This window comes from uncultured Cetobacterium sp., assembly GCF_947039425.1.
GTDB lineage: Bacteria > Fusobacteriota > Fusobacteriia > Fusobacteriales > Fusobacteriaceae > Cetobacterium_A.
Genome location: NZ_CAMQYW010000002.1, coordinates 26,175 through 51,744 on the forward strand (window position 1 = coordinate 26,175; position 25,570 = coordinate 51,744).

Below are 25,570 nucleotides of genomic sequence, written 5' to 3' on the forward strand. Positions count from 1 at the left end.
GGAGGGAATATGATAAAAATAGAGAATTTATCTATAAGTTTTGATAATAAAAAAGTAATTGATAACTTGAATTTAACAATAAAAAAAGGAGAAAAAATAATACTTAATTCATCTTCTGGATCTGGTAAAACAAGTTTTTTAAGAGTATTGCAAGGATTTATTTTAAATTATAGTGGAGAAATAAAAATTTGCAATTTGAATTTAAATGAAAAAAATATAAAAGAGATTAGAAGTAATATATCTTATGTAAGTCAAAGAGTAGAGTTACCTCAAGGAAAAGTAAAGGATATTTTAAAAATGATTTTTAATTATTCTGTAAATAGAGGGATAGAAGTAAAAGAATTAGAAAAAAAATTACAAGAGTTTAATTTAGATAAAGAGATTTTAGAAAGAGATACTAAACAAATATCAGGTGGAGAGAGACAGAGAATAGGATTTATTATTTCTTTATATTTAAATAGAGAAATTTGGCTTTTAGATGAGATTACAGCTTCTTTAGATTTTAATATGAAGAAAAAAGTAGAAGAGTATATTTTAAATAGTGATAAAACTATAATTTTAGTATCTCATGATGAGAATTGGGATTTGTCAAAATTTAAAGAGGTGAAATGGTGATAGTAGAAGTAAGCTATCTAAAATTAGTAAGTATATTAATAGGATTTATGCCTATTATATATTTCTTGAAAAAATTCAAGATATATTTAATAAAAGATTTAATTGTTAGTATTATAAGGATGTTTATACAGTTAATAGCTGTTGGAATTTATTTAAAGTATATTTTCAATTATAACAACATTGTTATTAATATTTTATATTTAATTTTTATGATTTCAATAACGGCAATAACATGTGGAAAAAATATTAATTTAAAAAAAAGAGGATCTATTTATATTTTTTTATCAATGGCATTTATAATTAGTATTGTTTTGACAATATTTATAAAAGAGATATTAAATGAAAATCTTAGGAATGCAAGATACTTTGTTCCTATCTCTGGAATGTTATTGGGAAATATGTTAAAAACATCAATTATTTCTTTAAATAATTTTTTTAATTATTTTAAAGAAAATGAAAGTGAATATGAATATCTCATATCTTTAGGAGCTAATAAATATGAGGCTCTGCTTGGAAATGTAAGACAAAGTATACTTCTTAGTATAAAACCAATAATATCATCTGTGGCGACAATGGGACTTGTAAGTTTGCCTGGAATGATGACAGGTCAAATTTTAGGTGGAGCTTCACCTACAACAGCAATAAAATATCAAATAGGAGTGATGTTATTAATCTTAATGAGTGAATTTTATAACGTAATAATTTTACTTTTTTTAAGTATAAAATTATATTTTGATGGCTATGACATGTTAAAAGAAGAGTACTTTAAAGAATAAGAAATAGAATTTATTTACAAATATTTTTATATATGATAAAATTTAAAGTAAAATAAAATTCTAGGAGGAATCTCTAATGATAGGAATAGGAATAGTAGGACTTCCAAATGTAGGAAAGTCAACATTATTTAATGCTATAACAAAAGCAGGAGCAGCAGAAGCAGCTAACTACCCATTTTGTACTATAGAACCAAATGTAGGAATGGTAACAGTTCCAGATTCAAGATTAAATGAATTATCAAAAATAATAAATCCTCAAAGAGTTCAACATGCAACAGTTGAATTTGTTGATATTGCAGGTTTAGTTGAAGGTGCTGCAAAAGGTGAAGGATTAGGAAATAAATTTTTATCAAATATAAGAACAACAGCAGCATTATGTCAAGTTGTGAGATGTTTTGAAGATGAAAATGTAATTCATGTAAGCGGAAGTGTTGATCCAATAAGAGATATTGAAATAATTAATGGAGAACTAGTTTTAGCGGATATGGAAACTGTAGAAAAAGCAATTGAAAAACAGTCAAAATTATTTAAAGCTAAGAATAAAGAAGCTATGGCTATGATGCCAGTTTTAGAAAAATGTAAAGCCCATTTAGATGAATATAATCTATTAAAAACTTTAGTATTAACACCAGAGGAACAAGAAGTAATAAGAGGTTATCAACTACTTACTTTAAAACCGATGATGTTTGCTGCTAATGTTTCTGAAGATGATTTAGCAACTGGAAATGAATATGTTGAAATGGTAAGAAAGTATGCTGAAGATTTAGGTTCAGAAGTAGTAATTGTATCTGCAAAAGTAGAGTCAGAGCTTCAAGAGATGGAAGAAGAAGATAAAGCTGAATTTTTAGAATCTTTAGGAGTAGAAGAGCCAGGATTAAATAGATTAATAAGAGCAGGATTTAAATTACTTGGATTACAAACTTATTTCACAGCAGGAGTAAAAGAAGTAAGAGCATGGACTATAAAAATCGGAGATACAGCACCTAAAGCAGCTGGAGAAATTCATACTGATTTTGAGAGAGGATTTATTAGAGCCAAAGTAGTAGGTTTTGAAGATTTTATTAAATATTCAGGATGGAAAGGCGCACAAGAAGCGGGAGCATTAAGACTTGAAGGAAAAGAGTATATTGTTAAAGATGGAGATTTAATGGAGTTTTTATTTAACGTATAAAATTATTAAAAAAGTTGTTAAGAAAAATTACTTGACAAGCTTTAAAAAAACTAGTAAAATATTGTGGTATTGTAATTATAAGGAGGATAACTTTGATATTAAAAATAAGTCAAATTATTAATGGATCAGAAGTTGCATTTGATTATGTTGAAGAAACTATGGACTCTTTTGATTTACCTGAAGGAATAGTTATTAAAGGTAGAGCTTATGAAGAGGACGGACATTATGTAGTTGAAGGTTCTTATAGAACAGTACTTAAGTTAGAATGTGTTAGATGTTTAGCAGAAATAACGCCTATTATTCAAGGAGAGTTTTCTGGAAGATTTTTAAATCCGAAAGATTATGCTAAATTCATTGATAGCTTAAAACCAGAAGAAGAGTTTGGAGAGCTTCATTTTGAAGAAGCAGTAGCCAATGAAATAAATATATCGGAGCTGGTAAGAGAATATGTAATACTTGATTTGTCAGAATATGAGTCATGTCTTCCAGAATGTAAGGACGCCTCAGAGGTTGAAAAATATTCAAAAGAAGATATAGATCCTAGATGGCAACAATTATTAGAGATAAAAATTTAATTTTTAAAATATGTATGTATTAGGAGGGAAACTAAAATGGCAGTACCTAAGAAGAAAACTTCAAAAGCTAAAAAAAATATGAGAAGATCTCATGATGCATTAAAAGGTTCTACATTAGCAACTTGTGATAAGTGTGGAGCTCCAAGAAGACCACACAGAATTTGTCTTGCATGTGGAGATTACAACGGAAAGCAAGTGTTATCTACAGAAGCAGCAGAGTAATAAGTAATAGCTTATAAAAAAAAGCGGGATAATTAAATCTTGCTTTTTTTTATTTTCTAAAATATGGTATAATAATAAATAATACAAATATTTTAGGGGTGAGTTATGAAAATTGCAGTAGATGCCATGGGTGGAGATTATGCACCCTTAGAAACAGTAAAAGGGGCTATACAGGCACTTGAAGAAATGGAAAATCTTTCTATAATTTTAGTTGGAAAAAAAGAAGAGATTGATATAGAATTAAAAAAATATAATTGTAACATAGAGAGAATATCAATAGTTGATGCAAGAGAAGTTGTTGAAATGGATGATGATCCTATAATAGCTATAAAAGCAAAGAAAGATTCTTCAATGAATAGAATGTTAGAATTAGTTAAAAGTGGTGAAGCAGATGCTTCAGTTTCAGCTGGAAATACGGGAGCACTAATTAGTTCTAGTCAGTTAAAATTAAGAAGAATTAAAGGTGTTTTAAGACCTGCAATAACAACAATATTTCCAGGGAAAAAAAGAGATATTGTCCTTATGGATGTTGGTGCTAATTCTGATTGCAGAGCAGATTTTATAAACCAATTTGCTACAATGGGTAGTGTTTATTATGAAGAGATGTTTTCGATTGAAAAACCTAAAGTTGGTTTATTAAATATAGGTTCTGAAGAGGGAAAAGGAAATGAAATAACAAGGCAGTCTTATGATCTACTTAAAGAAAATAAAAATATAAATTTTATTGGGAATGTTGAAAGTAGAGATATGATGGATGGAGAAGTAGATGTAGTGGTGACGGATGGATTTACAGGAAATATGGTGTTGAAAACTGCTGAAGGAGTTTCTAAATTTGTATTTTCATTATTAAAAGAGGAAATTAATAAAAGTTTTGTAGGAAAGATTGGAGCTTTATTACTAAAACCTATATTTAAAAAAATGAAAAATAAGTTGGATTCATCTGAATATGGAGGAGCTTTATTTTTGGGAATAAATGGAATATCAATAAAAGCCCATGGGAACTCAAGTTCTAAAGGGATAAAAAATGCTATTAAAGTTGCTAACAAATTTGCAGAAGATAAATTTATTGAAAGATTAACAGAGGTTATGCAGCAAGACTAAGGAGGAAGAAATGAAACTTAAAAATGTTGGAATAATAGGATTAGGAACATATGTCCCTGAGAGAATAATGACAAATTTTGATTTTGAAAAAATAATTGAAACATCCGATGAATGGATAAGAAGTAGAACAGGAATAGAGGAAAGAAGATTTGCAAGTGAAGAGCAAGCAACATCTGATTTAGCAGCTGAAGCAGCAAAAAAAGCTATAAAAAAATCTGGAATTTCAGTAGAAGATATAGATATGATTTTACTTGCAACAACAACACCAGACTATCCAATACAGAGTACAGCTTGTGTAGTTCAAGAGTTAATAGGAGCAGTAAATGCAGCAGCTTTAGATGTAAATGCAGCTTGTAGTGGTTTTGTGTATGCATTGACTATGGCTAAAGGTTTAATTTCATCAGGAATGAATAAAAATATATTAGTAATAGGAGCAGAAGTTTTATCTAAGTGTGTAGATATGCAAGATAGAAATACTTGTGTTTTATTCGGTGATGGAGCAGCAGCAGCAGTAGTATCTGAAGTAGAAGAAGGATATGGTATAATCTCGCAATTCTTAGGTGCGGAAGCAGATACAAAAGGATCTTTAAGAACACCTGCAGGAGGAACAAGAAAGCCTTTGAGCCAGGAAGTTTTAGAAGAGAGATCAAATTTCTTACAAATGAAAGGACAAGATGTATTTAAGTTTGCAGTTAAAGCTTTACCAAAGGCTACTATTGAGGCCTTAAATGGAGCAGGCTTAGAAGCTGAAGATATAAACATGGTATTCCCTCATCAAGCTAATAGTAGAATAATTGATTCAGCATCAAAGAGATTAGGAATTTCTATGGATAAGTTTTATTTAAATTTAAATAAATATGGAAATACATCATCAGCTTCAATTGGATTAGCTCTTGGAGAGGCTCTTGAAAAGGGATTAGTAAAAAAAGGAGATATGATTGCTTTAACAGGATTTGGAGCAGGATTAACTTATGCATCGATGATAATAAAATGGTGTTATTAAATAAAAAAATTGACAGAAGAAAAGTAATATGATATATTAAAAAACAGGTGTTATTTTTTAGAAAAAGGAGTGTTTATGAATAAAATTGCTTTTGTATTTCCAGGACAAGGAACTCAATATATTGGAATGGGAAAAGAACTTTATGAAAATAATGAATTAGCTAAAAATGAATTTGATAAAATATTTTCAAGTTTAGATATTGATTTAAAATCAGTTATGTTTGAAGGAACAGAAGAGGAGTTAAAGGATACAAAAAATACTCAACCAGCTATTGTTGCAATGAGCTTAGTTTTAGAAAAGTTATTAAGAGCTAAAGGAATTGTTCCAGATTATGTAGCAGGGCACTCTGTTGGTGAATATGCAGCTATTGGTTCAGCAGGATTCTTATCTATGGAAGATGCAGTAAAGTTAACTTCTTTAAGAGGGAAAGCAATGAGTGAAGTTTCGGCAAAAGTATCAGGATCTATGGCCGCAATTATAGGGATGGAGTCAGATAAAATAGTAGAACTTTTAAAAACTATTTCAGGAATTGTAGAGGCAGTTAATTTTAATGAACCAAAACAAACTGTTATAGCAGGAGAGAAAGAAGCGATAACAAATGCTTGTGTACTGTTAAAAGAAAATGGAGCTAGAAGAGCTATGGAACTTGCGGTTTCAGGACCTTTCCATTCATCATTAATGAAACCGGCAGGAGATATTTTAAAAGAGGAATTAAATAATTTTAATTTTAAAGATTCTGAAATACCACTAATAGGAAACACAACAGCAACTGAAATAAAAACAGTAGATTTATTAAAAGATGAACTATATAATCAAAGTTTTGGACCAGTAAAGTGGGTTGAAACAATTAGAAATCTTAAGAATTTAGGTGTAACAAAAATCTATGAAATTGGTCCTGGAAAAGTATTAAATGGATTAATAAAAAAGATTGATAAAGAAATTGAAGTAATAAATATAGAAAAGCTTGAAGATTTAAATTAAGTAAAGCGATAAAACTTGAAAAAATATATTAAATTTGATAATATATTTATATAAAATACCCAAAATTTAAGGAGGAAAATAAATGTTAGATAAAATAAGAGAAATAGTAGTAGAGCAATTAGGAGTAGATGCAGATCAAGTTACTTTAGAAGCAAATTTCGTAGAGGATTTAGGAGCAGATTCATTAGATACAGTAGAATTAATAATGGCTTTTGAAGAGGAATTTGATGTAGAAATCCCTGATACAGATGCTGAAAAAATCAAAACTGTACAAGATGTAGTAAACTACATTGAGTCAACAAATAAGTAAGATGAATTTAAAGGGGTATGTAAGTACCCCTTTAGTTGTATTTTTTGGAAAAAATTAAAAGAGGTGAAATTTATGAGAAGAGTAGTTGTAACAGGTTTAGGACTTATAACGTCGTTAGGAACGGGAGTAGAAAAATCTTGGGAAGCTATAAAATCAGGAGAGTGTGGAATAAAAGAGATTACATCTTTTGATACAACTGATAGTGCTATTAAAATAGCTGGAGAGGTAACAGATTTCGATCCTACTGAATTTGGAATAGAGAAGAAAGAGATAAAAAAATTAGCTAGAAATACTCAATTTGCAATAGCAGCAACAAAGATGGCTTTAGAGGATTCTGGATTAGTTATTGATGAAAATAATTGCACAAAAGTTGGAACTATTGTATCATCTGGTATTGGTGGAATTGAAATTTTTGAAGATCAACATAAAAATATGTTAGAAAAAGGTGTTAGAAGAATATCACCATTTACAATTCCGGCTATGATTAATAATATGGCTTCGGGAAATGTAGGGATTTATTTTGGTGCAAAAGGACCAAATAAAGCTGTTGTAACAGCTTGTGCTGCTGGAACCCATTCAATAGGAGATGCCTATGAAATGATAAAATCTGGGAGAACAGATGCAATGATAGCTGGAGGAACAGAGGGATGTATTACTAAATTTGCAATTAACTCATTTGCTAATATGAAAGCTTTATCAACAAGAAATGATGAGCCATTAAAAGCATCAAGACCATTTTCAGAAGATAGAGATGGATTTGTAATGGGTGAAGGAGCAGGTATATTAATTTTAGAGGAATTAGAGCAAGCAAAAGCTAGAGGAGCTAAAATTTATGCTGAAGTAGTTGGTTACGGTGAAACTTGTGATGCTTATCATATAACATCACCATCAGAAGGTGGAGAAGGTGCAACAAGAGCTTTTAAAATGGCAATGGAAGAGGGGAATATAAAACCTGAAGAAGTTGGATATATCAATGCTCATGGAACGTCAACACCTGCAAATGATAAAAATGAAACAGCTGCAATAAAAGATGCCTTTGGTGAATCAGCTTATACAATGAATATTTCATCTACAAAAGGAGCAACAGGACATGGTCTTGGAGCTGCTGGAGGAATTGAAGGGGTAATAATATCTTTAGTATTATCAGAAGGAGTTATTCCGCCAACAATTAATTTAGATAAGCAAGATCCAACATTGGATTTAAATTATACACCAAACAAAATGGTAAAAAGAGATGTTGAAGTAGCAATGTCAAGTTCATTGGGATTCGGTGGTCATAACGCTGTAATAGCCATGAGAAAATACAAATAAAAGGGAGAGAGATAAGTGAGAAGATCATTTCTAGAATTAGAAAAAAAAATAGGATATACTTTTAAAAATAAGGACCTATTAAAAAATGCACTTATCCATAGATCTTTTGGAAACGAACATACAAAATATAAAAAAATAAATAATGAAAGACTAGAACTGTTAGGTGACGCAGTTCTAGACTTAATTGTTACAGAACATTTGTATAAAAGTTATCCAAATGCTTTAGAGGGAGACCTTGCAAAGCTAAAGGCTATGGTAGTAAGTGAACCAGTACTTGCAAAAATATCAAGAGCGTTAGAGTTCGGAGAATATTTAATGTTAAGTAAAGGAGAGGAATTAACTGGTGGAAGAGGGCGTAACTCTATATTAGGAGATGTTTTTGAAGCTATTTTAGGTGCAGTTTATTTAGATTCAGATTTTATAGCAGTAAAAGAGATTGCAATGGTACATTTAAGATATTCAATAGAACATATTAATGAAAATGAAGAAATTTTGGATTTTAAAACAATTTTACAAGAGTATAGTCAAAAAGAATATAAGATTATTCCAATTTATGAAGTTGTAAATGAAGATGGTCCAGATCATCTAAAGATATTTGAAGTATCTGTTAAAATAAAAGATGAATTATTGGGAATTGGGAAAGGAAAAAATAAAAAAAGTGCAGAACAAGCAGCAGCGAAAGATATTTGTAAAAGATTAGGAGTAAAGCTTTATGAAACACTATAATATTCCAATATTTATAAGTCATTTTGGATGTCCAAATGACTGTGTATTTTGTAATCAAAAAAAAATAAATGGCAGAGAAACAGATGTAAGTCTTGAGGATGTTGAAAACATAATCGAAACATACTTAAAAACTCTTCCAAAAAAATCCAAGAAAGAAGTGGCTTTTTTTGGTGGAACTTTTACAGGAATTTCTTTTGATTTACAAAAAAAATACTTGGAAGTTGTGAACAAATATATTAAATTAAATTTAATTGATGGAATAAGATTATCAACAAGACCAGATTATATTGATAAAAAAATTATAGATTTACTGGTAGAGTTTAATGTAACAACAGTGGAATTAGGAGTGCAATCTTTAGATGAAAATGTATTAAAGCAAAGTCATAGGTTCTATCCTGTAGAAAAAGTATATGAAGCATCTAAAATGATAAAAGATGCTGGAATACAACTGGGAATACAATTAATGCTAGGCCTTCCTGGTTCAACTTGCAAAAGTGATTATAATAGTGCCAAAAAGGTTGTTGAAATAGAACCGGATATAGCTAGAATTTATCCGACACTAATTATAAAAGAAACTGAAATGGCTGAAATGTTTAAAGAGGGTACTTATAGACCATTAACAATAGAAGAGGCTGTAAATAGCTGTAAAAAGATATATTCATTGCTTGAATACAATAATATAAATGTTGTTAGAGTTGGGCTACAACCTACAGAGGAATTAAATGATAGTGAAAATGTGTTAGGTGGACCTTATCATCCAGCTTTTAGAGAGTTAGTTGAAGGAGAAATATATTTTGATTTTTTAACTAGTGATAGATTTAGTAATTCTAATTTAGAAATAGAAGTTAATGAGAAAAATGTTTCTAAAATTATAGGAATGAAAAAAATAAATAAAGATAGATTAGGAAAAAGGTTTAATTTAAAAATAAATAAAAATTTAAATCAAGAGACAATTGTTATTAATGGAAAAATTTATACAAGAAAAGAGGTTCTTAGGGGAGAGATAGATGAACCAAATAATAATAAATGCTAATAAATTTAAAACTAGAGCAGTAATATTAGAAAATAAAAAAGTAATGGAAATTCACATTGAAAGAGAAGGTGAAGGAACATTAAATGGGAATATATATAAGGGAAAAGTAGCTAATGTATTACCTGGAATGGAGTCAGCCTTTGTAAATATAGGACTTGAAAAAAATGGGTTTTTATATGTTAAGGATTTAAGAGAGTTTGAAGAGAAATATTTAACAGGAATTGAAAAAAGTGAAAAACCAATAGAGGATTTGTTAAGAGTAGGAGATGATGTTGTTGTTCAAGTACTGAGTGATCCTCGAGGAAATAAAGGTGCGAGAGTTTCAACACATTATACTATTCCTGGAAAATTTTTAGTTCTTATGCCAAATAATAGTCATATAGCTATTTCAAAGAAGATAAAAGATGAAATAGAAAGAGAAAGACTTGAAAAAATATTTAAAGATATTGTTCCTGAAGGGATGGGAGTTATAATAAGAACTGCTGCTGAAGGGAAAAGTATTTATCACTTTGAAAAAGAGTTAGAGTATTTAACTAAAAGATGGGAAGAAGTAGAGCTGAAAATAAAAAAAGCTAAAATTGGAGAGGTTATTTATAAAGATAATGGAATTATTAGTAAAGTGCTAAGAGACATTATAAATAATGATATTGATGAAATAGTTGTAGATAATGAAGAAGTTTATTGGGAAATTATAGATTATATTAGAGCTTTTAGTGAAGGGAAGTTAAGAACTAAAATAAAGCTATATAAAGATAAAAAAGAGATTTTTGATGAATATGGAATTCAAAAAGAAATAGAAAAATCTTTAGAAGAAACAGTTTGGTTAGAGTGTGGAGGATCAATAGTTATTCAAAAGACAGAAGCTCTTGTTAGTATTGATGTAAATACCGGAAAAAATATAGGTAGTTTGAATTTAGAAGAGACTGTTGTTAAAACTAATGTAGAAGCTGCGGAGGAAATAGCAAGACAATTACGTATAAGAAACTTAAGTGGAATAATAATAATAGATTTTATAGATATGAAAATTGAAGAAGATAAAGAAAAAGTAATTAAAGCTTTAGAAAATGGATTAAGTAAGGATAGAGTTAAAAATAATATTATTCATTTTACAGATTTGGGTTTAATTGAAATGACAAGAAAAAGAACAGGAAAACCATTAAGTTATTATTTTCAAGATGAATGTCCACATTGTAAAGGAACAGGGAAAATAAAAGGAAGACGTGCAATTGTAGAAAGTATAATTAAGGAATTGAAAGAAGTAATAGAAGAAAAAGATATAAGCCATATTAAAATAATAACTAAAAAAAGTGTTAAAGAAAAAATAGAGGAAATATATTTAGACTTTATAAAAAGTCTTTTGGGAAATTACGGGAAAACAATTGAAATATTAGATAATGGCAAAGAGTTAATAAAAGATTATGAAATATTAATGGAAAGATAGGTAGTTATATGAAAATAGCATTATACTCAGGAACTTTTGATCCAATAACAAAGGGACATCAAGAAATTATAAAAAGAGCAAGCAAAATGTGTGAAAAATTAGTTGTTGCAGTTTTAGTTAATAAAAATAAAAAAACTTGGTTTTCACAGGCAGAAAGAAAAGAAATGGTTCAGAGTGTATTGCAAGATATTCCAAATATTGAGATCATAGAGTATGATGGATTATTAGTTGATTACATGGCAAAAATAGATTGTAAATATATTATAAGAGGTTTAAGAGCTGTAGCTGATTATGAATATGAACTAACTCTCGCATATGGAAATTTCGAAATATCTTCAGGAGAAGTAGAAACTGTTTTTATACCATCATCTAAGAAATATTTATATATAAGTTCATCTCTTGTAAGAGAGGTAGCTTCATATGATGGGAAACTTGACAATTATTTAGATGATAGGATAGTGGAAAAAATTAGAGTTAGGTCAAAGGAGCAGAAGTAGTGGCAAAAACTAAAAGTTTTTATATTTGTAGTGAATGTGGTTATAAAACTATTAAATGGCAAGGAAAATGTGATAGTTGTGGAGAATGGGGAACTTTTGAAGAGGAAATAGAAGTGCCGTTATTGTCTACTAAAATAAATAGTAATAATTTAAATTCTAATTCAAAAAGTAAGGTAGTTTCTTTTTCGAATATTCAAATAGAAAAAAACTTTAGATATAAAACAACTATATCTGAATTTGATAGATTATTAGGAGGGGGACTTGTAAAAGGAGAAGTAGTACTTTTAACAGGAAATCCTGGAATTGGAAAATCTACATTATTATTACAAACAGCAAAAGAGTATTCAATATATGGAGAAGTACTATATGTATCTGGAGAGGAATCTCCAGCACAGATAAAATCAAGAGGTGAAAGACTAGGAATAACTTCAGATAATATATATTTAATGTCTGAAACAGATATTCAAAGTATCTATGAATATGTTTTAACTAAGAAACCTAAGATTGTTATTGTAGATTCAATACAAACATTGTATAATTCAGCTATAGATTCTATTCCTGGAACACCTACGCAAATAAGAGAGTGTACCTTAAAAATAGTAGAACTTGCTAAAAAAAATGAAGTGTCATTTTTTATAGTAGGACATATTACAAAGGATGGAAAGGTTGCAGGACCTAAAATGTTAGAACATATGGTCGATGCTGTCTTTCAATTTGAAGGTGAAGAGGGGCTTTTTTATAGAATATTAAGAAGTGAAAAAAATAGATTTGGTTCAACTAATGAATTAGCAGTATTTAGTATGGAAGATAATGGAATACAAGAAGTAAAAAATTCATCTGAATTTTTTTTAAGTGAAAGAGAAGAGAAAAATATAGGGAGTATGGTTGTTCCTGTATTAGAAGGAACTAAAGTTTTTTTACTTGAAATACAAACCTTATTAACAGATTGTGTAATGGGAATACCAAAAAGAATAGTTCAAGGATTTGATAGAAATAGAATTCAAATTCTAATAGCTATAGCAGAAAAAAGAATGAAATTAAGCTTAGGGATGAAAGATTTTTTTATAAATATTCCAGGTGGATTATCTATAAAAGATCCAGCAGCAGACTTAGGTGCACTAATATCTTTAGTTTCTCTTTATAAAAATGTGGCTATAAGTCAAAAAATAGCTGCTGTTGGAGAACTTGGTTTAAGAGGAGAGATTAGAAAAGTATTTTTTATAGAAAAAAGGCTAAGAGAACTTGAAAAACTAGGATTTAAAGGAGTTTATGTTCCAGAAGCTAATAGAAAAGAGATAGAAAAAAATAGTTATAAAATGAAAATAATATATTTAAAAAATTTAGAAGAATTTTTAGAAAGGATAAGTAAAGATGAATAGTCCAGAATTTTTAGAAATCCTTTCTCTTGTGGCTCCTGGGACAAAATTGAGAGAAGGAATACATAATATATTAGATGGTGAAATGGGTGCATTAATTGTAATTGGTAGAGACAGTGAAGTTGAAAAGATAATGGATGGAGGATTTGAAATAAATTGTGAATATACTCCTGAAAAAATATTTGAATTATCAAAAATGGATGGGGCAATAATAGTAGATGAAAGTATAAGTACAATACATTCAGCCAATGTTCATCTTCAACCAAATATGAGATTTTCAACAACAGAGAGTGGGACAAGACATAGAACTGCTCAAAGGGTGGCAAAGCAAGCAGATAAACTAGTGATAGCTATATCTGAGAGAAAAAGAGTAATTACAATTTATAAAGGTGAGATGAAACATAGATTAAGAAGTTCAACAGAACTTATGGCTGAAGCATCTCAAGGATTAAATACTTTAGAACGTTATAGATTCGTTTTAGATAAAGCTCTTGGAAATTTAACTATTTTAGAACTAGATGATCTTGTTACTTTATATGAGGTAACTGTAGTACTTCAAAGGTTTGAAAAAGTAACTAGAATATTTCAAGAGATGAATAATTATATGGTAGAACTTGGTGCTGATGGAAGACTTGTAAAACTTCATTTAAATGACTTAGTTCAAGATATTGAAAGTGAAAAAGAAGATTTCTTAAGAGATTATTGGAATGATACAAATTCTCAATTTGATATAGACGAAATAACAGATAGATTGTCTAAATTAACAGATGATGATTTGAAAGAATTGGAAAAAATATCTTCTGTTTTAGATTATCCTAAGACTTATTCAGCTTTAGGGAATAGAGTAACTCCAAAGGGGTATAGAATTTTAGATAAGATAACAAAATTAACTAAGAGAGATATAGAAAAAATAGTTCAAACTTACGGAAATCTATCAAAAATACAGGAAGCTTCAATAGAAGAGCTTTTAGAGATAAAAGGAATAAGTAAATTTAAAATAAAAGCAATTCAAACAGGATTAAAAAGATTAAAAGTAACCGTTGAATTAGAAAAATAATCTACTCTTAAGGGTAGATTTTTTTGTATTAAAATGTTAGTATACACTATAGGGGCATACCCTATATAGGAGGCGGATATGGAAAAGAAATTTAAAATTGGAAATGTAACGTGTCAAAGTTGTGTTGCTTTAATAGAAAAGGTATTAAGTGGAACAGAGGGAATAGAAGAGTCAAAAGTAAATTTAGCAACAGAAGAGTTAACTGTAAAATTTGATGAAAATAAAATAAGTGAAAAAGAGTTTAAAGAAAAATTGGAAATACTTGGATATAAAGTTGAAGATATGAAGAGCAATCTTAAAGAAGTATTGTTTTCTATATCAGGATTACATTGTCAAAGTTGTGTTGCAAATGTTGAAAAAATAATAGGAAATCTAGATGGTGTAGAAAATATAAGTGTTAATTTAGCAACAGAAAAGGGAAAAGTTGAATACGATTCTAGTAAAATAAAATTATCAGAGATTTTTTTAAGTATTGAACCTTCTGGATTTAAAGGTGAAAGAATAACAGAAGCTGTAATTGACGAAAGAGAAGAAAGAAAAAAAATAGAATTAAAAAGAGAGTTTAATGAATTTTTAACAGCAATAGTTTTCGGAGTGATAATATTTTATATTTCAATGGGAAGTATGATGGGATTACCAATTCCAACATTCATGCATTATGATACAAATCCTAAAACTTTTGCAATTGTTCAACTTATTTTATCAATTCCAGTAATTTATGTTGGAAGAAGATTTTATACTGTGGGATTTCAAAAATTAAAAATGAAATCTCCTAGTATGGATTCTTTAATCGCTTTAGGAACTGGAGCAGCTTTTGCCTATAGTTTATATAGTACTTTTGAAATTTTCCAAGGACATTTAGAGTTTGTTCATAATTTGTACTATGAATCAGGTGTTGTAATAATAGCTTTAATTTCATTGGGAAAATATTTAGAAAAGGTGAGTAAAGGGAAAACCTCTGAAGCTATAAAGAAATTAATGAATTTACAAAGTAAAAGAGCTAATTTGTATAGAGGAACTAAAATAGTAACTGTGGATATAGAGGAAATTGAAAAAGGTGATGTTTTACTAATAAAACCTGGAGAGTCTGTACCAACAGATGGTGAAGTAGTTGATGGAATATCAAATATTGATGAATCTATGTTAACAGGAGAAAGTATTCCAATTAAAAAAATAATTGGATCAAAGGTTTATGGTGCTACAATTAATGGAACAGGTAGTTTAAAAGTAAAAGTTACAGAAACTGGAGAGAATACAACAATTTCTAAAATAATAAAATTAGTGGAGGATGCACAAGGAACAAAAGCACCAATAGCTCATTTAGCTGATGTAATATCAGGATATTTTGTACCTGTGGTAATAGGAATTGCTATTTTAGCAAGTGTATTGTGGTATTTAGTTGGAAAATTTGGAATATATTCATTAGATTCAGAACCAAGTGTATTTGCATTAAAAATATTAATTTCTGTTTTAGTAATTGCCTGTCCTTGTTCTTTAGGACTTGCAACACCAACAGCAATAATGGTTGGAACTGGAAGAGGAGCAGAACTAGGAATTCTTATAAAATCTGGTGAAGCTTTGGAAAAAGCATATAAAGTGGATACTGTAATTTTTGATAAAACAGGGACAATAACAGCAGGAAAACCAACAGTAACAAATATAAAAAGTGTAAAATTACAAGAAGATATTATTATAAAAGTAGTTGCTAGTTTAGAACAAAATTCAGAACATCCTTTAGGAGAAGCAGTTTTAAGAGAGGCAAATATAAGAAAACTTGATTTGTATACTGTGAGAGATTTCACTTCTAAAACAGGAAAGGGAATAGTAGGAGTGCTTGAAAATACACCAGTTGGAGATGTTGAAGTTATTGTAGGAAATAAAAAAATAATGGATGAATACAATATTGATATTAGTAATCATCTAGATGAAAGCATAAAACTTTTTGATGAAGGAAAAACAGTTATTTATTTAGCTACTAAAAAAGGGTATTTAGGTTTAATAGCTATAGCAGATAAAGTAAAAGAAACATCAAAAGAAACTGTAGAAGAGTTGAAAAAAATAGGAATAGATGTAATAATGTTAACAGGTGATAATGAAAGAACTGCAAAAGCTATAGCAAAAGAGGTTGGAATAGAAAAAATTATAGCAGAGGTAAGTCCAAAAGATAAATATCGAAATGTAAAAATGTTACAAGAACAAGGAAAAAAAGTAGCAATGGTAGGAGATGGAATTAATGATTCACCAGCTTTAACACAAGCAGATATAGGGATAGCTGTTGGAGGGGGAGCTGATATAGCTTTAGAAAGTGCAGATATTGTTCTTATGAGTAAAGATGTAAAAGATGTTCCTAAAGCAATTGAACTTAGTAGAGCTACTATGAAAAATATAAAAGAAAATCTATTTTGGGCATTTATTTACAATGGATTAGGAATACCTATTGCAGCAGGAATATTGTATCCAATAACAGGACATCTTTTGAATCCTATGATTGCAGGAGGAGCTATGGCTATGAGTTCGGTATCTGTTGTGACAAATGCATTGAGACTTAAATGGTTCAAATAGAGGAGGAGATATGGAAGAGAAACAAAAATATGAAATGTGTGCAGATAAAAAAAATTTAATTGTGAGAATGAATAGAATAGAGGGACAAATAAGAGGAATAAAAAGAATGATTGAAGAAGAGGAGTATTGTGATGATATTTTAAATCAAATTTCTTCAGCAAAAGCAGCCCTTGATGGAGTTTCAAAGGTAATACTAGAGAATCATTTAAGGAAGTGTGTTGTATCAGGAATAAAAAACAATGATGAGAACAGAGTAATCGATGAATTGATATATACTTTAGGGAAAATGATGAAATAAAAGTACAAAAATACCTTTAATAAAAATACAAATTATGGTATTATTTAGCTAATATAATGTATTTAGGAGGATATAATGAGAAAGATTTTAACTTTTCTAATGTCAATAATGTTAGCAATAGGATTATTTGCAGCAAAACCATTAAAAGTAGGTATTGTTTTGTCAACAGGTGGATTAGGAGATAAATCATTTAATGATTCAGCTTACAGAGGTTTAGAAGAGGCACATAAAGATTTAGGAATTAAATTTAAATATGTTGAACCAGCTTCACCAGCAGAGGATGAAGAGTTTTTAAGAGAGTACGCAGAAGCAGGTTATGATTTAATTATTGCAACAGGATTCCAAATGACACAATCAGCACAAGTTGTTGCAAAGGATTATCCAGATACAAAATTTGTAATGATTGATGATGTTGTAGATTTACCAAATGTAAAGTCTATAAAGTTTAAAGAGGAAGAGGGATCGTTTTTAGTAGGAGCAGTAGCAGGAATGATGACTAAAAACAATGCTGTTGGATTTGTTGGGGGAATGGAAAATCCACTAATTAAAAAGTTTGAAGTAGGATTTGAGCAAGGTGCAGAATATGTTAATCCAAAAGTTAAATTCTATTCTGTATATACAACTGGACCAAATCCATTTAATGACCCAGTTAGAGGAAAAGAAAATGCTATTTCTGAAATAAATCAAGGCGCAGATGTTCTTTATCATGCAGCTGGTGGAACTGGAATGGGTGTAATAGCAGCAGCGAAAGAAAAAGGTGTATATGCTATAGGAGTTGATTCTGATCAAGATGGTGTTGCTCCAGGAACTGTTTTAACTTCAATGCTTAAAAATATAGATGTAGCAGTATATGATACTATAAAATCTGTAGTAGATGGAAATTTCAAACCAGGAGTAGCTGTTTATGGAATTAAAGAGAATGGAGTTGGAACAACAAACTTTGAATATACAAAAGATATAATTGGAAAAGAAAAAATTGCAAAAATCCAAGAGATAAAAAACAAAATTATTTCAGGTGAAATTGTAGTAAAAGATAAATAAAACAAGCATGGGGGCTGATCTTAATATTGATCAGCCTTTTATTGTCTAAAAAGGAGAAAATATGGAAAAAATAGAAAGAGTAACATTAATTGTATTAGATAGTGTTGGAGTTGGAGCCTTACCAGATGCTAAAGAGTTTGGAGATGCAGGAACAAATACAATAGGAAATATAGCCCTTACAACAGGGGGATTAAATTTACCAAATATGGAAAAGATGGGACTTGGAAATATTACTGATATATTAGGTGTAGATAAAGAGGAAAATGCAATTGGAGCTTATGGAAAAGCTGAAGAAAAATCAAAGGGAAAAGATACAACAACAGGACATTGGGAAATAGCCGGTGTTGTTCAAGAAAAAGCTTTTCCAACATATCCTAATGGATTTCCTAAAGAAGTAATAGAAAGATTTGAAAAAGAAACAGGTAGAAAAGTATTGTGTAACCTTCCATATTCAGGAACAGAAGTTTTAGATGTGTATGGAGAGGAACAATTAGAATCTGGAGCTTGGATAGTTTATACTTCAGCAGATCCTGTTTTTCAAATAGCAGCTAATGAAGAAGAAGTTTCTTTGAAAGAGTTATATTTGGCTTGTGAGAAAGCTCTAGAAATTTGTTCAGAAATGGCGCCAGTTGCTAGAGTTATTGCAAGACCATATTTAGGAAGAAAAAAAGGAGAATTTAAAAGAACATCAAATAGACATGACTACTCTGTAAAACCGCCAAAAGAAACAATGTTAGATAGAATAAAAAATAGTGGATTAGATGTTATTGCTGTAGGAAAAACAAGTGATATTTTTGCAGGTGTTGGAATAACTGAGTCAAGAGGAACAAATAAAGATAATTTAGATGGAATTTTAAAAACTATAGAAGAAGTAAAAAAAGATTCAAAAGGAATTATTTTTACAAATTTAGTTGATTTTGATATGATGTATGGACATAGAAGAGATCCTAAGGGATATAAAAATGCTTTGGAGGAGTTCGATTCTTATTTGCCTGAGATTATGGAAAATTTAAAAGAAAATGAAGTTTTAATTTTAACAGCAGATCATGGATGTGATCCAACATATAAAGGTAGTGATCACACAAGGGAATATGTTCCAGTATTAGTATATGGTAAAAATTTAAAAGAAAATGTAAATTTAGGGACAAAAGTTGGATTCTCAACAATGGCAGCTACAATTGAAGATTTATTGTTAGGAAAAACTAATATATCTGGAAGTTTTATAGAAGAGCTAAAAAAATAAAAATAAATACTTAGGAGGCTTAAATGAGCGTACATATTGGTGCAAAAAAAGGTGAAATAGCAGAAACAGTATTATTACCAGGAGATCCATTGAGAGCAAAATGGATAGCAGAAACATTTTTAGAAGATGTAGTTTGTTATAATGAAGTGAGAGGAATGTATGGTTATACAGGAACTTATAAAGGAAAAAAAATATCAGTTCAAGGAACAGGAATGGGAGTTCCATCAATTTCAATATATGTAAATGAATTAATAAGAGAATATGATGTTAAAAATTTAATAAGAGTTGGAACTGCAGGTTCTTATAGAGAAGATATAAAAGTGAGAGATGTAATACTTGCAATGTCAGCTTCAACAACATCAGGAGTAAATAGACTTAGATTTTCAGGAGCAGATTATGCACCAACAGCAAATTTTGATTTATTTATGAAAGCAGCAGAAGTAGCAAAAAATAAAGGCATAAAAGTAAAAGGTGGAACTGTATTAACTTCTGATGAGTTTTATGGTGATAATTTTGAAAGTTATAAAAAATGGGCTGATTTTGGAGTTCTGTGTGTAGAGATGGAAACAGCAGCTTTATATACAATAGCAGCGAAATATAATGTAAAAGCATTAACTATTTTAACAATTTCAGACTCTTTAGTAACAGGTGAAGAAACAACATCTCAAGAGAGACAAACAACATTAAAAGAAATGATAGAAATAGCATTAGAGAGTATATAGGAGAGGATATGAAATTAACAAGAGAAGAGATTTTAAAATATATAGATATGGCAATTGAAGTAAGAGAAAATGCATATACACCATATTCTATGTTTAAAGTAGGAGCAGTTGTAATAGGAGATAATGGAAATGTTGTAAGAGGTGCTAATATAGAAAATGCATCATATGGGTTGTCGAATTGTGCAGAGAGAAGTGCAATATTTTCAGCATTAAGTCAGGGAGTAAAAAAAATTGAAGGGATAGTTGTTGTAGCAGATACAACAGGTCCAGTAAGTCCATGTGGAGCTTGTAGACAGGTTATAAAAGAGTTTGCTACAGATGATATAACAATTGTACTTGCAAATTTAAATAAAGATTATAAAGTTATGACTATGGAAGAGTTATTACCATATGGATTTGAACTTTAAAAAAAGTAGGATTTAGTTTAAACTAAGTCCTTTTTTTTACATTAGTTGACAAATAAACTAGTATATTTTATTATAGTAATATACTGATACATGGAGGATGAATAATGGCAAGAGAAAATAGCAACTCAGCATATGCATATAAAGTTTTAAAAAGAAATATATTTGAATTGAATTTAAAACCAGGAAGTGAGTTAAGTGAAAAATTAATTGGTGAAAAACTAGGAATGAGTAGAACTCCAATTAGAGAAGCTTTAATTTTATTAAAACATGATAAACTTATAGAGAGTATTCCACAAAAAGGAACTTTTGTAACTAAAATAAGTGCTCAAAAAGTATTAGAAGCTAAAGTTTTAAGAGTTGCTCTTGAAACAGCTGCTTTTGAAAGAGCTGTAGAAAGAGTTGATGAAGAGTTTATTGAAGATTTAAGAACAAATATAAAAATGCAAAGAGTATATTGTGATGGAAATAGAAACTATTTAGAGTTTCATAAATTGGATAATGATTTTCATCAAATGATATTTAATAAAGCTGAGATCTCAGGATTGTGGGAATTAGCCATGAATGGAACTGGGCAGTATCAAAGAGTAAGAGTTTTAAATGCTAAAAATAAAGTTAGTGATGTGTCTGTTGTAGAAGAACATGAAGAAATACTTTTAGCCCTTGAGAATAAAGAGATAGATAAGTTAAGAGCAATGCTAGAGCACCATTTAGGAAGAACTTTATTAAAACTAAAAGAACTAGAAGATGAGAATCCAGAGTATTTTGAAAAGATTGAAGAAATACAAAAAGAAGATTTTTTTATAATGTTAAAATAAAACTTGAACTTTAAAAAAAAATAAAGTATACTTATGAACATAAAAGATAAAGTGAACTATAAAAGAACGATTTGTTTGTTTTTAAAAAAATAAAAAGTGAAAATTTATTTTCAAAAAGTATATTATTATTTTTAGGGGGATAGAGAAATGGAAAAATTTAGAATTGAAAGTGATTCAATAGGAAGTTTACAGGTTCCATCAGAAGCATATTATGGAGTACAAACACTAAGAGGAAAAAACAATTTTCATATAACAGGATACACTGTAAATACTGATTTTATAAAAGCTTTAGCCTATGTAAAAAAAGCATCAGCAATAGCTAATTTAGAAGCGGGAGTATTAGAAGAAGATGTAGTGAAAGCTATGGTAACTGCTTCTGAAGAAATTATTTCTGGTAAATTTTTAAATGAATTTATAACAGATGTAATTCAAGGTGGAGCAGGAACATCTATGAATATGAATATAAATGAAGTTATAGCAAATAGAGCTGGAGAATTATTAGGTGGAGAATTAGGGAAGTATGATAAAGTTCATCCAAATGATCATGTAAATTATGGACAATCAACAAATGACGTGATTCCTACAGCAGGAAAATTAGCACTACAAATAATGTCAGAAAGTTTTTTAAAAACTTTAGAAAAATTAAACGCAGTTTTAATAGAGAAAAGTATAGAATTCGATGGCGTTATAAAAATGGGAAGAACTCATTTACAAGATGCAGTACCTATTAGATTAGGTCAAGAATTTAAAGCTTATGCTCAACCAATATCAAGAGATATTAAGAGAATAAGATTAGCTTTAGATGATTTGAAAACTGTAAATATGGGAGCAACAGCAGTTGGAACAGGAATAAATGCAGATACAAAATACGTTGAAGATGTAGTTAGAATATTGTCAGAAGTATCTGGAGTAGAGTTTGTTCAAGCTGAGGATTTAGTGGATGGTACTAGAAACTTAGATAGTTTTGTATGGTTATCGTCAGCATTAAAAGTTACAGCAGTAAACCTGTCTAAAATGGCAAATGATTTAAGATTAATGGCTTCTGGTCCAAAAACAGGATTATATGAGATTAATTTACCACAACAGCAACCAGGATCATCAATAATGCCAGGAAAAGTAAACCCTGTTATTCCAGAAGTAATGAATCAAGTATGTTTTCAAATATTTGGAAATGATCATACAATAACAAAAGCTGCAGAGGCTGGACAGTTAGAATTAAATGTATTTGAACCAGTTTTATTCTTTAACTTATTCCAATCAATTGAAATTTTAAAAAATGGAGTAAATACTTTAATTGAAAATTGTTTAGTTGGAATAACAGCAAATAAAGAAAGATGTCAGCATTTAGTGGATATTAGTGTTGGGACAATAACTGCTTTAAATCCACATATAGGATATAAAAATGCATCAGATATAGCTAAAACTTCAATAAGAACAGGAGTTCCTGTTGTAGAATTAGTTTTAGAAAGAAAATTGTTAACTAAAGAGGAGTTAGATATTATTTTAAATCCTTTTGAAATGACAAAGCCAGGAATTCCAGGAAAACAATTAATGAAAAATAGATAAAAAAATGAGGTTGATCAAAAATGATCAACCCCTTTTTTATATATTTAAGAATTTATTAATATTATTTGTTTCAATAATATCTTGATTATTCTTAATGATAAGATAATTTTCTATTTTACTAGCTTCAAGAACAACACGAATATTATCTTTTTCGTAAAATTCATTAGTATAATTATTAAAGATAATTCCTTGAATAGGAATATTTTTTTCTTTTAAAAATTCAATAGTTAGCATAGTGTGGTTAATAGCACCAACTTTTGAAGAACAAACTAGAATAACAGGAATATCAAGATCCTTTATTAGGTTAAACATATAATATTCGTTTCTTATAATTGGAACATATAATCCACCAGCTGCTTCAACAATGGTAATATCATATATGTTTTTTAAATTAAAAAATTGATTAATAATAACATCCTTTGAAATTGGAATATTTTCTATTTCAGAGGCAAGATGAGGAGATATAGGATTTTCAAATAAAAAGCTAGTCATTTCATCTTTTAAATCTATTTTATTAAAATCACATAAAAACTTAGGATCTAAAGGAACAAATTTATTATTTTCTTTATAGCATCCAGTTTGTAAAGGTTTATAATAACCTATATTTCCAGGAAGTAATGATTTGAATAAAAGAGAAGACACATAAGTTTTTCCAATATCAGTATCAGTTCCTATAACAAAGAAACCTTTAGATTTTTTATTTATCAAGATGAAAACCCTCCTTATTGACCATTTCAATATCAGACGATATCGTACTACCAGTAGTTGTTAAGAAATTTCCTGTAAGAGCTGAATTAATTCCCCCTCTAATACCTTGAATTTCATATTTTCCAAGTTGTAATCTTCCACCAGCATATCTTAAGAAAGAATCATAATTTATAAAACGATAAACAGCAATTGTTTTTATAATTTCTAAAGGAGCTAAAGGAGTATAATTCTCCATAGGAGTTCCTTTTATTGGCATTAAGAAATTTAGTGGAATAGATTTAATATTTAAAGATTTTAATTCAAAAGCCATATCTAATCTATCAATAGAAGATTCTCCTAAACCGAAGATTCCACCGCTACAAACTTCCATTCCAGATTCTTGAGCATATTTAACGGTATCAACTCTATCTTGGAAAGTGTGAGTTGTGCATATTTTATCATAAAAATTTCTAGAAGTTTCTAAATTATGGTGATAAGTTTTAACACCAGAGTCTTTTAAAATTTTAGCTGAAATTTTATTTAATAAACCATGGGAAGCACAAAGATGTATGTTAGAGTTTTTATCAATATATTTATAAATATCAGATAATTCTTGAGAATCTTTAGTAGAAAAAAGACCTCTTCCACTAGTGACTAGGGAAAAACGATTAGCACCTTCTTTTTCTACAGCTATAGCAAGGTTTAAAGCTTCTTCTTTCTCAGTTAAAGGATAAACAGGTGAAGCTGTTTTAAAATGTGCAGATTGAGCGCAGTATCTGCAATCTTCTGGACATTTTCCAGATTTAGCATTCATTATTGTACAAAGGTTAAAAGTATCACCGCAAAAGTGTTTTCTTATTTGATTTGCACAATCAGATAAGAATAAAATATCTTCTTCTTTTGTTATTTCTATTAGTTTTTTTGCGTCAGCATAAGATATTTCTATTCCATTTATAATATTATTTTTAATTTGTGTTATAAAATTTTTCAAAATTTACATCATTCTCCTATACTAAAATTATTTTTGATAAACATCCAATTTGTTATATGGAATTTCAATTCCTTCTTCATCAAATCTCTTTTTAACAATTTCTTGAAAATCAAAGAAGATATCCCAATAATCCTCTTTTTTACTCCAAACTCTAACTGTAAAATCTAGTGAACTTGAATTTTGCTTGCTTAATCTAACAAAAATATCTCTATCATGAAGTACAGCTTTATGATTCATAGCTATTTCAGTTAATATTTCTTTTACTTTATCAATTGAAGTATCATAAGAAACAGAAAAAACAAGATCAACTCTTCTTTCTGAATTTGCACCAGCATTAACAATAACTTCAGCAGAAAGTTTTCCATTAGGAATAATTACTTGTTTATTATCAACAGTAAAAAGAACTGTATATAAAAAAGTAATTCTTTGAACAACACCCTCAACACCACAAGTAATAATGTAATCACCTTTTATAAAATATTGAGATATTAAAATTTGAATTCCACCAGCAAGATCAGATAGACTTCCCTTTAAAGCAAGTCCAATACCGATACCAATCGAACCAAGAAGAGCGAGAAGAGATGTCATCTCAACTCCAATAACTTGAACTACATTTAAAATATAAAAAATTATTATTGCAATATTCATTAAAGAATCTAAAAATTGAACTAATAAATCATCAATTTTTTTTAAAGTTAAAAACTTATTAAATCCTTTAATACATATTCTTCTAACAGGATTAAAAGATATCCAAAGAATAGCTAGAAAAATTAATTTTTTAAAAATTGTTGGTGCAAAAGTCATAAAGGCTTTTAAAAGTTCTTGAATAATACTATGAATAGTTGAATCCATAATAACCTCCTCGTATAATGAAGATATATTAATCTTCATCAATTTATTTGTTATTTTTTACTAAAGTGCTGTGGATTATTATGACCTCCTATGGCTAGTTCAACTAGACTATTTTATTTAGGCTATAACCACAGCTTTATACTAATTTGTTAATTAGTTAGATAACGCTTGACGTTTTATATAAGACGAGG

Annotated in this window: 27 protein-coding genes; 24 read left to right on the forward strand and 3 right to left on the reverse strand. The window is 29.1% G+C overall.

The window, feature by feature from the left end; genetic code table 11:
* Nucleotides 1-9: 9 nt before the first annotated feature.
* The 24 genes from Q0V09_RS00430 (at nt 10) to Q0V09_RS00545 (ending at nt 22,849) form a co-directional block, all read left to right on the forward strand.
* Nucleotides 10-615, forward strand: coding sequence for an ATP-binding cassette domain-containing protein (locus Q0V09_RS00430; protein WP_297404490.1), 606 nt, complete (start codon nt 10-12; stop codon nt 613-615).
* Nucleotides 609-1,391, forward strand: coding sequence for an ABC transporter permease (locus Q0V09_RS00435; protein ID WP_297404488.1), 783 nt, complete (start codon nt 609-611; stop codon nt 1,389-1,391). Before Q0V09_RS00430 ends, Q0V09_RS00435 begins: the two co-directional genes overlap by 7 nt.
* Nucleotides 1,392-1,467: 76 nt before the next feature.
* On the forward strand, nt 1,468-2,562 hold the full coding sequence (ychF, locus tag Q0V09_RS00440; protein WP_297404487.1) for a redox-regulated ATPase YchF: 1,095 nt from the start codon (nt 1,468-1,470) through the stop codon (nt 2,560-2,562).
* A gap of 92 nt (nt 2,563-2,654) precedes the next feature.
* Entirely contained in the window at nt 2,655-3,137 is a 483-nt protein-coding gene (locus Q0V09_RS00445) for a DUF177 domain-containing protein (RefSeq protein WP_297404485.1), read from the forward strand.
* Between the two features lie 36 nt (nt 3,138-3,173).
* Nucleotides 3,174-3,359, forward strand: a complete 186-nt coding sequence (gene rpmF, locus Q0V09_RS00450; RefSeq protein ID WP_297404484.1) for a 50S ribosomal protein L32 — start codon at nt 3,174-3,176, stop codon at nt 3,357-3,359.
* Nucleotides 3,360-3,464: 105 nt separating this feature from the next.
* Nucleotides 3,465-4,460: a phosphate acyltransferase PlsX gene (gene plsX / locus Q0V09_RS00455; RefSeq protein WP_297404482.1), complete on the forward strand. Its 996-nt coding sequence runs from the start codon at nt 3,465-3,467 to the stop codon at nt 4,458-4,460.
* Nucleotides 4,461-4,470: 10 nt separating this feature from the next.
* A complete protein-coding gene (locus tag Q0V09_RS00460; RefSeq protein WP_297404481.1) occupies nt 4,471-5,463 on the forward strand; it encodes a beta-ketoacyl-ACP synthase III in 993 nt (330 codons plus the stop codon).
* A 75-nt stretch (nt 5,464-5,538) separates the two neighbouring features.
* Nucleotides 5,539-6,444: an ACP S-malonyltransferase gene (gene fabD, locus Q0V09_RS00465; protein ID WP_297404479.1), complete on the forward strand. Its 906-nt coding sequence runs from the start codon at nt 5,539-5,541 to the stop codon at nt 6,442-6,444.
* 82 nt (nt 6,445-6,526) lie between these two features.
* On the forward strand, nt 6,527-6,754 hold the full coding sequence (acpP, locus tag Q0V09_RS00470) for an acyl carrier protein (RefSeq protein ID WP_297404477.1): 228 nt from the start codon (nt 6,527-6,529) through the stop codon (nt 6,752-6,754).
* 72 nt (nt 6,755-6,826) lie between these two features.
* Nucleotides 6,827-8,065 carry a beta-ketoacyl-ACP synthase II gene (gene fabF / locus Q0V09_RS00475; RefSeq protein WP_297404476.1) on the forward strand — a complete coding sequence of 413 codons (1,239 nt, stop codon included), beginning with the start codon at nt 6,827-6,829 and terminating at the stop codon, nt 8,063-8,065.
* A 15-nt stretch (nt 8,066-8,080) separates the two neighbouring features.
* Nucleotides 8,081-8,791 (forward strand): ribonuclease III, encoded by a 711-nt coding sequence (rnc, locus tag Q0V09_RS00480; protein ID WP_297404474.1) that lies wholly within the window; start codon nt 8,081-8,083, stop codon nt 8,789-8,791.
* Nucleotides 8,778-9,824, forward strand: coding sequence for an elongator complex protein 3 (locus tag Q0V09_RS00485; RefSeq protein ID WP_297404473.1), 1,047 nt, complete (start codon nt 8,778-8,780; stop codon nt 9,822-9,824). Before rnc ends, Q0V09_RS00485 begins: the two co-directional genes overlap by 14 nt.
* Nucleotides 9,799-11,265 carry an Rne/Rng family ribonuclease gene (locus tag Q0V09_RS00490; RefSeq protein ID WP_297404472.1) on the forward strand — a complete coding sequence of 489 codons (1,467 nt, stop codon included), beginning with the start codon at nt 9,799-9,801 and terminating at the stop codon, nt 11,263-11,265. Before Q0V09_RS00485 ends, Q0V09_RS00490 begins: the two co-directional genes overlap by 26 nt.
* A gap of 8 nt (nt 11,266-11,273) precedes the next feature.
* Nucleotides 11,274-11,762 carry a pantetheine-phosphate adenylyltransferase gene (gene coaD / locus Q0V09_RS00495; protein ID WP_297404470.1) on the forward strand — a complete coding sequence of 163 codons (489 nt, stop codon included), beginning with the start codon at nt 11,274-11,276 and terminating at the stop codon, nt 11,760-11,762.
* Nucleotides 11,762-13,141, forward strand: a complete 1,380-nt coding sequence (radA, locus tag Q0V09_RS00500; RefSeq protein WP_297404469.1) for a DNA repair protein RadA — start codon at nt 11,762-11,764, stop codon at nt 13,139-13,141. The genes coaD and radA overlap by 1 nt, the downstream gene beginning before the upstream one ends.
* Nucleotides 13,134-14,195 (forward strand): DNA integrity scanning diadenylate cyclase DisA, encoded by a 1,062-nt coding sequence (disA, locus tag Q0V09_RS00505; RefSeq protein ID WP_297404468.1) that lies wholly within the window; start codon nt 13,134-13,136, stop codon nt 14,193-14,195. The genes radA and disA overlap by 8 nt, the downstream gene beginning before the upstream one ends.
* A 78-nt stretch (nt 14,196-14,273) precedes the next feature.
* Complete coding sequence (locus Q0V09_RS00510) at nt 14,274-16,757, forward strand: heavy metal translocating P-type ATPase (protein WP_297404466.1); 2,484 nt, start codon at nt 14,274-14,276, stop codon at nt 16,755-16,757.
* A 10-nt stretch (nt 16,758-16,767) separates the two neighbouring features.
* Nucleotides 16,768-17,055: a metal-sensitive transcriptional regulator gene (locus Q0V09_RS00515; RefSeq protein ID WP_297404464.1), complete on the forward strand. Its 288-nt coding sequence runs from the start codon at nt 16,768-16,770 to the stop codon at nt 17,053-17,055.
* A gap of 75 nt (nt 17,056-17,130) precedes the next feature.
* On the forward strand, nt 17,131-18,096 hold the full coding sequence (locus tag Q0V09_RS00520) for a BMP family ABC transporter substrate-binding protein (protein WP_297404462.1): 966 nt from the start codon (nt 17,131-17,133) through the stop codon (nt 18,094-18,096).
* Nucleotides 18,097-18,157: 61 nt separating this feature from the next.
* On the forward strand, nt 18,158-19,339 hold the full coding sequence (locus Q0V09_RS00525; protein WP_297404461.1) for a phosphopentomutase: 1,182 nt from the start codon (nt 18,158-18,160) through the stop codon (nt 19,337-19,339).
* Nucleotides 19,340-19,362: 23 nt separating this feature from the next.
* On the forward strand, nt 19,363-20,061 hold the full coding sequence (deoD, locus tag Q0V09_RS00530; RefSeq protein ID WP_297486707.1) for a purine-nucleoside phosphorylase: 699 nt from the start codon (nt 19,363-19,365) through the stop codon (nt 20,059-20,061).
* 8 nt (nt 20,062-20,069) lie between these two features.
* Nucleotides 20,070-20,468, forward strand: coding sequence for a cytidine deaminase (cdd, locus tag Q0V09_RS00535; protein WP_297404457.1), 399 nt, complete (start codon nt 20,070-20,072; stop codon nt 20,466-20,468).
* Nucleotides 20,469-20,572: 104 nt separating this feature from the next.
* Nucleotides 20,573-21,283: a GntR family transcriptional regulator gene (locus Q0V09_RS00540; RefSeq protein WP_297404455.1), complete on the forward strand. Its 711-nt coding sequence runs from the start codon at nt 20,573-20,575 to the stop codon at nt 21,281-21,283.
* 147 nt (nt 21,284-21,430) lie between these two features.
* Entirely contained in the window at nt 21,431-22,849 is a 1,419-nt protein-coding gene (locus Q0V09_RS00545) for an aspartate ammonia-lyase (protein WP_297404453.1), read from the forward strand.
* Between the two features lie 36 nt (nt 22,850-22,885).
* Here Q0V09_RS00545 and bioD read toward each other — a convergent pair whose 3' ends face one another.
* The 3 genes from bioD to Q0V09_RS00560 are packed head-to-tail and all read right to left on the reverse strand — an operon-like array spanning nt 22,886 to nt 25,379.
* Nucleotides 22,886-23,557: a dethiobiotin synthase gene (gene bioD, locus Q0V09_RS00550; RefSeq protein WP_297404452.1), complete on the reverse strand. Its 672-nt coding sequence runs from the start codon at nt 23,555-23,557 to the stop codon at nt 22,886-22,888.
* A complete protein-coding gene (bioB, locus tag Q0V09_RS00555; RefSeq protein WP_297404449.1) occupies nt 23,547-24,527 on the reverse strand; it encodes a biotin synthase BioB in 981 nt (326 codons plus the stop codon). The genes bioD and bioB overlap by 11 nt, the downstream gene beginning before the upstream one ends.
* A 27-nt stretch (nt 24,528-24,554) precedes the next feature.
* Nucleotides 24,555-25,379 carry a mechanosensitive ion channel domain-containing protein gene (locus Q0V09_RS00560; protein WP_297404448.1) on the reverse strand — a complete coding sequence of 275 codons (825 nt, stop codon included), beginning with the start codon at nt 25,377-25,379 and terminating at the stop codon, nt 24,555-24,557.
* Nucleotides 25,380-25,570 lie beyond the last annotated feature (191 nt).